Genomic DNA, 7,190 nt, shown 5'->3' with positions numbered 1-7,190 from the left:
TGAAGTAGTCGAACTTGACCGTCTTGGACGCCGTCTGGTTGACGCCGAAGCCGAACAGACCGACCTTGCCGGTGCCGGCCACGGCGCTGTTCTTGACCACGGCGGCCGTGCCGTCGGTGGCCAGGTCGGTCCAGGTGGTGCCGTCCGAGGAGTAGGAGGCGGTGAAGCTGTCTCCCACCTTCTTCAGGCGCAGCCACCACACCCCGCTGGTCAGGTTGCTGACCTGGGGCTGCGGGTCCTGCACGACGCCGCCGACCTCGCTGCGCAGTTCGAGCCGCCGGGTCACCGCGGAGCCCGCAGCGTTGTCCGCGACGTAGTCGAACTTCACGTAGTTCTCGTCGTCGCCGTAGACGATCAGGCCGCCCTGCTGGAACTGCTCGTTGAGAGCGGAACCGTCGACCTTGGTCTCCAGCGTCCAGTCACCACTCGGCGCGGTCTGGAGGATGAAGTTCTTCGGGTTGCTGTTGTCGGACCCGTAGATGTCACCCTTGGTCGTGTCGAGCTGGAGCTGACCACCACTGACCCGCGCCGCCGTCGCGTCGTAGCGCACGTTGGCGTTCCAGCGGCAGAGGTCGAGCATGGTGCCCTCGAACTGGTCGTTGGGGTCCGAGGCCGTGGCCTTGTCGTCGGGCGTGATGTGGAACCAGTCGAAGGCCGCGTCCGTCACCGGGTTGTTGGTCGAGGCCAGCGAGATCAGGCCGATCTTCGGGTTGGAGATCCCGGCGAGCGGCTTGGTCTGTGGCATCGCCGTGAAGGTGGTGCCGTCCGAGGAGTAGTGCGCGGTGATGTTGGTGCCGTCGCTGATGAACCGCACGTACACCGTGTCGGGGTAGGCGTCCCCGAGGTTGGCCGTGTTGCTGTCAGTCACCTCGTTCGGGGTGCCGTTCTCCTCCCGGATGAACTGGAAGATGCGGGCCGCGTGGTCGTCGGTGCCCCGTGCCTCCAGCACCATCTTGGCGTAGTTGTCGTCGTCGCCGTAGATGACCAGGCCGGCCTGCTGGTAGGTCGTCAGTGCCTTCAGCGTGAGCTTGGTGGTGGCCGTCCAGGCGCCCGACGGAGCCGGCTGCACGACGATGTTCGGCGTGTTGCCGCCCGTGCTGTAGATGTCGGTGGCCGAGGTCGGGATGATCAGCTTGCCGTCGGCGACCTTCAGGTCCTGGTTCTCCCGGATGACCGACCAGCGGTCACGGTCGAGCTGGGTGCCCAGGAAGTCGTCGGAGCGGCCGGTGAAGCACGCCGTGGCCGGCGCGTCCACCTTGATCTGCACTTGGGCGCTGCCGGCGGCGCCCTTGGCGTCGGTCACCGTCACCACGGCGGTGTAGGTGCCCGGCGCGGTGTAGGTGTAGCTCGCGTTGGCCGTGGTCGGCTGCGGCGCGCCGTTCACCCCGAAGTTCCACTTGTAGGTGAGCGCGTCGCCTTCGGGGTCGCTGGCGGTGGTGGTGAAGTCCACCTTCAGCGGCGCGATGCCCGTGGCCGCGTTGGCGGCCACCGACACCGTCGGACGCTGGTTGTTGGTGGCGCCCTTGCCGACGAAGTCGACCCAGTTGAAGTTGAGCAGGTAGGCGTTGTCGGCCGCGCTCGCCGGCTTGCGCACGACGAAGTACAGCGGGCCGCTGGTCGTCGGCGGGTTGGTCAGGTCGACCGTGACGTCCTTGAACGTCTGCCAGTTGCCGGTGGGCGTGATGTCCACCGAGCCGACCAGGGTGCCGTTGTCGGGGTTGCCCTGACGGATCTGCACGGTGCCGCCGGGACCGGCCGAGGAGGCACGGAGCCGGATCGCGGTGATGTCGGTCAGGTTGATCGGGTCGAACGACCACCAGTCGCCGTCCTGGGTGAACCCGATGTTCTGGTTGCCGCCCGCGGTGTCGGTCGTGGTCTCGACCTGCACACCTGCGGCGTCGGTGCCGGTGCCGCCGGTGACGCGGCCGGTGGCGCTGAAGTGCTCGGCCTGCTTGCGCTTGGGCTGCAGGATGACCTGACCCCGCCCGGTGAGCGGCTTGGCCGCCCCGGCGCCCTTGTCGGTGTAGCTGGCCTCGATGACGTAGAACAGGTTGTCGTACTCACCGTGGCCCGCCATGGCGGTCTGCACCACGCCCTCGCAGCCGGTCGTCTGGTCGAGCGGGTGACCGTGGGTGTCATGACCCAGGATGGACTGGATCTGCACCTTGCTGCAGTCGACCGTGCCGTCCTCGGCGTCGGTGACGGTGACCTTGAACTTCACCTGGTCGCCGAACTCGAAGAACGAGCCGCTCGGCGGCAGCTCGACCTTGACCTCGGGCTTGGTGTTGCCCGCGTTGACCGTCACGCTGGAGGTCGCGGTCCTGCCATCGGTGTTGCTGATCGTCAGGACGGCGCTGTACTCGCCGGCCTTCGTGTAGGTGAAGGTGGGGTTGGCCTCGGTGGAGTCGGTCGTGCCGTCACCGTCGAGGTCCCAGGCGTAGGTGATGGCCTTGCCGTCGGGGTCGCGCGAGCCGTCGCTGCTGAACTTGACGGTCAGCGGCGTCGGGCCGTCGGTCTTGTCGGCGCTGGCACGCGCCACTGGCGGGCGGTTGCCCTTGATGTACTCCACGCGGTAGACGCCGGAGTCGGCGTTGTCGCCGCCGAAGCCTGAGCCCCACTCGATCAGGTAGAGGGCGCCGTCGGGGCCGAACTTCATGTCCATGGGCTTCTTGAAGCTCAGGGTCTGAAGGATCCGGTTCATCTCGACGAGCTTGGTGCCGTCCTCGTTGAGCTGGAACGACCACATGGCGTTGTTGTTCCACTCACCGAACATGGCCTTGCCGTCCCAGTACGCCGGCCACTTGACGTCCGACTTCACGTTCTCGTCGAAGCGGTAGACCGGGCCGCCCATCGGGGCGCCGCCGCTCAGCTCCGGGAAGTTGTTCGGGTCGGAGGCGTAGTGGTACCACACCGTCGCCGGGATCACCGGCGGCAGGTTGGTCAGGCCGGTGTTGTTCGGCGAGTCGTTGACCGGAGCCGCGCAGTTGAACGCCGAACCCGACTGCTTCGTCGCGAAGTTGTAGTCGATGTAGGGCGAGTTGTTGCCGATGCAGTACGGCCAGCCGTAGTTGCCCGGCTTGGAGATGAGGTTCCACTCCACCGTGTTCTGCGGGCCACGCGTGGCACTCGCAGCGTTCGAGTCAGGGCCGTACTCACCCAGCATCACGTTGCCGGTCTTGGGGTCCATCCCGATCCGGAACGGGTTGCGGAAGCCCATGCCGTAGATCTCCGGCTTGGTCTTGTCCGTGCCCGGGGCGAACAGGTTGCCCGACGGGATCGTGTAGGTGCCGTCCGCCTCGGGGTGGATGCGCAGCAGCTTGCCGCTCAGGCTGTTGGTGTTGCCCGCCGACCGCTGGGCGTCCCAGCTGGAGCGGCCCGACTGCTCGTCGATCGGGGCGAAGCCGTCGGAGGCGAAGGGGTTGGTGTTGTCGCCCGTGCCCAGCCAGAGGTTGCCGGTCTTGGGGTCCATCACCAGGCCGCCGCCGTGGTGGCAGCACTCGGCGCGCTGCACCGGCACGTCGAGGATCTTCTTCTCACTCGCCAGGTCCAGGGTGTCCCCGTTGACCGTGAACCGGCTCAGCCGGTCGACGTTCTCCGAGCCCGTGGGCGAGTAGTAGAGGTAGATCCACTTGTTCGTCGCGAACCCGGGGTCCAGCGCCATGCCGAGCAGGCCGCTCTCGTTGGCGGTGAAGACATTGAGGTGAGCGGCCTGGACCGTGCCACCACTGGGCTTGATGATCTTCACATCGCCGAGCCGGTCGATGTAGAAGACCCGGCCGTCCTTGGCGACGTCCAGCATCATCGGGTTGGACGTGTCGGCGTCCAGCTCCACCTTGTCGTAGCTGCTGCTCTGCGAGGCGGAGCAGTCGGCCTTCACAGCGCCCGAAGCGGTCTTGATACCGCCGAGGAGCAGCTTGAGGAAGTTCGCCTCGCTGTAGTTCTCCTTCAGGTGGCCCAGGCCGGTGTACCACGAGCGGCCGCCGTCGTAGTCCTGACACCACGTGTTGGGGTGGTCGGCGCCCATCGTGCCGCCGGTGTAGGACTTCTCGTCCAGCGACGTCAGCACGTGAACCGTGTTACGCGGGTTCGTCTGGTAGTCGTACCACTCGTCGGTACGGCTCCAGGTCGTCGGCAGGCCCGCGGTCGACGGGTGCGCCGGGTCCTCGACCTTGACCGTCGCCTGCTGGATCGCCGGGTGCTGCTTGAAGTACGCACCGACCAGCTTGCCGTACCAGTTCCAGCTGTAGCCGCTGTCGGCGGCGGCGTGGACGCCGACGTAGCCGCCGCCCTTCTGGATGTAGCGCTGGAAGGCGTCCTTCTGCTCCTGGGTGCTGACCGGGTCACCGGTCGTGGACATGAAGATGACGGCCTGGTACTGCGCCAGGTTGGCGTCGGTGAACGCCGCGCTGTCCTCGGTCGTGTCGACCGCGAAGTTGTTGTCCTGGCCGAGCTTCTGCACCGCCGCGATCCCCTCGGGGATCGAGTCGTGCCGGAAACCGGTCGTCTTCGAGAAGACGAGCACCTTGAAGTCAGGGGCCGCGGCACTGGCGGCGCCGGTCCGCGTCACCGACGCCATGGCGGGCGACGCGGACATGAAGGGAACAGGCAGAGCTACTGCGAGGGACATCGCCGCGGCCAGACGGCTCAAGGCGCGATGCCGGTGAACTGTCAAGACAGCTCCTTTGAGGGGTGAACGGGTGACCCGGGGGCCACCTGCCGGCCTGGGGACTTTGTCACACCAGCCTCCAGAAGAGCAGGCGTCGCGAACGTAATCCCGTTTCGTCCGGTTGTGAAGACCTTTTAATCGAATTGACATGACTTTCTCTACTACTCACTGGAAGTGACGCGCACGCCTGACCGGCTTTCGTAAGTCCGCTGACCAGGGTGAGAGCAGGTCCGGCTTCCCCTAAACTGCTAGACATCCGACGTCTGGCGGCCTCGTCCGCCTGCGAACAGGGGGTGGCTTCGTGGCGGTCACGGACGCGGCGATCGACCGGATCAAGCAAATGATCATTTCGGGTGAGTTGCGCCCCGGTGACCGGCTGCCGAAGGAGGCCGACCTGGCCGAACGGCTCGGCCTGTCCCGCAACTCCCTGCGGGAGGCCGTGCGCGCGCTCGCCCTGATCAACGTGCTCGACGTACGGCAGGGCGATGGCACCTACGTCACCAGCCTCCAGCCCAACCTGCTGCTCGACGCGATGTCGTTCGTCGTGGACTTCCATCGCGACGACACCGTGCTGCAGTTCCTGGAGGTGCGGCGCATCCTGGAGCCGGCCGCCACCGCCATGGCCGCGCTGCACATGTCCGACGAGGATGTCGAGGCGCTCCGCGAGATCCTCAGCGGGGTGCCGGACGAGCCGAGTGTGGAGGAGCTCGTCGCCAACGACCTGCGCTTCCACCAGCACATCGCGGCGGGGTCGGGCAACGCGGTGCTGTGCTCGCTCATCGAGAGCCTGTCCGGGCCGACGACCCGGGCGCGTATCTGGCGTGGCCTCACCCAGGAGGGCGCCAACGAGAAGACGCGGGAGCAGCACGCCGCCATCTGCGACGCGATCGCCGCCCGGCAGCCGGAGGTCGCGAGGGCGTGGGCCACGGTTCACGTGGCCGGGGTGGAGGAGTGGCTCCGCAGCGCCCTGTGACAACCGGCCCCGGTGCTCCTGTAGGGGAGCGCCGGGGCCGGCCGGTGTCACGCGATCAGCTCGATCAGCTGGGTCAGCGCGTCAGGGTTGCGTCAGGTCGAACCTGTTGACGGTGACCGAGCCGCCCAGGGACTGGGTGGCGTAGTTGAAGATGCCGAAGCGGTAGCCCATGAAGAACTGCCAGGCGTTGCCCATCGTGAAGGCGGGGCCGAAGGAGGTGAAGTTCACCCCGTCGGTGCTGTAGGAGAACTTGGCCTGGCGGCCGCTGCCGGGCCGGATGTCGGCGTTGACCCGTAGCCAGATCCGCCCGCCGGAGATGGAGGTGGAGGCCACCTCGGTGCCGGTGGAGGTGGTCTGCCAGCTGCCGTTCATGGTCAGGTTGTTGGTCGCGACCAGCCGGGTCTGGCCGTTGTCGCGCCGTACGCCGATCCAGGCCGAGGAGTCGCGCAGCATCGCCAGCCCCGCCCGGTCACCGTCGCGCATCTGGGAGTAGTCCAGCTGGATCGTCGCCGTCGAGGACGGCCCGAGGATGCGGTGGGTGAGGGTGTTGCGGGCCGAGTACAGGTCGTTGGTCACGGTGGCGGTCTGCAGCCGCAGTCCGCTGCCGACGCTGAACTTGGTGGTGTCGGGGTTGTGGTTCCACTCCCACTCCGGCCCGAGCTGCGACCCGGTGAAGGTGTCGGTCCCGCCGGGGGACTTCACCTGCCGGGGCGGGCGCGGCACGTTGGGGTAGGGGTAGGAGGCGCCCCAGCCGCCGTTGACGGTCGTGATGGTGGGCCATCCGTCGGAGGTCCAGGTGACGGGGGCCAGGACGGGGATCCGGCCGCCGGGGTAGGCGTCCTGGAAGGCCATGTAGTACCAGGCGCCGTTCTGGGTCTGCACCAGGCCGCCCTGGTGCGGCACGCCGCCGCCGGAGACCGGGCCGGACATGTTCAGCAGGACCTGGCGCATCTCGTACGGGCCGAAGGGCCCGTTGGTGGACTTCAGGATGTACTGGCCGTTGGCCGGGCGGGTGAGGAAGATGTAGTAGTTCCCGTTGCGCTTGTACATCCGCGAGCCTTCCAGCGTGCCGACGCTGGAGGGGGTGGAGAACACCTGCTGGCTGCGGACCTCGCTCTTGCCGTCGGCCGACAGCTGGGCCACGCTGATCTGCGTGTTGCCGTAGGAGACGTACATCGTGTCGTTGTCGTCGACGAGCAGGCCGGCGTCGTAGTAGCACTTGTTGATCGTGGTGTGCCGGTTCCACGGGCCTTCGACGGAGGTCGCGGTGTAGATGTAGGTCTTGCTGAAGTCGATGCAGCCGCCCCAGTAGAAGGTCTTGTTGCTGGGCCGGTAGTTCAGGAACGACGCCCAGATGCCGTTGACGTAGCCGCGGCCGCCGTTGAGGTCGTACTTGTTGCCGAAGTCGAGTTTGGGCACCGAGTGGCCGGCGTACTCCCAGTGCACCAGGTCGTAGGAGCGCAGGACCGGCGCGCCGGGCGAGTAGTGCATCGTGGAGGCGGAGTAGTAGTAGGTGTCACCGACCCGGATGATGTCGATGTCGGCCAGGTC

3 protein-coding genes are annotated in these 7,190 nt (G+C 67.1%); 1 reads left to right on the top strand and 2 read right to left on the bottom strand.

Annotated elements, in window-relative coordinates; all coding sequences use genetic code 11:
• Nucleotides 1–4,594 (bottom strand): ThuA domain-containing protein (locus FED44_RS35275; RefSeq protein ID WP_208759342.1); only part of this gene is annotated, 4,594 nt, incomplete at its 3' end.
• 373 nt (nt 4,595–4,967) lie between these two features.
• Here FED44_RS35275 and FED44_RS35270 point away from each other — a divergent pair.
• Nucleotides 4,968–5,639 (top strand): FadR/GntR family transcriptional regulator, encoded by a 672-nt coding sequence (locus FED44_RS35270; RefSeq protein ID WP_111702010.1) that lies wholly within the window; start codon nt 4,968–4,970, stop codon nt 5,637–5,639.
• Nucleotides 5,640–5,720: 81 nt separating this feature from the next.
• Here FED44_RS35270 and FED44_RS35265 read toward each other — a convergent pair.
• A partial coding sequence (locus FED44_RS35265; RefSeq protein WP_138463385.1) for a glycoside hydrolase family 43 protein occupies nt 5,721–7,190 on the bottom strand: 1,470 nt, incomplete at its 5' end.

This window comes from Microbispora triticiradicis, from assembly GCF_005864065.1.
Lineage (GTDB): Bacteria > Actinomycetota > Actinomycetes > Streptosporangiales > Streptosporangiaceae > Microbispora > Microbispora triticiradicis.
This window is presented reverse-complemented; position numbering and strand designations above follow the sequence as displayed.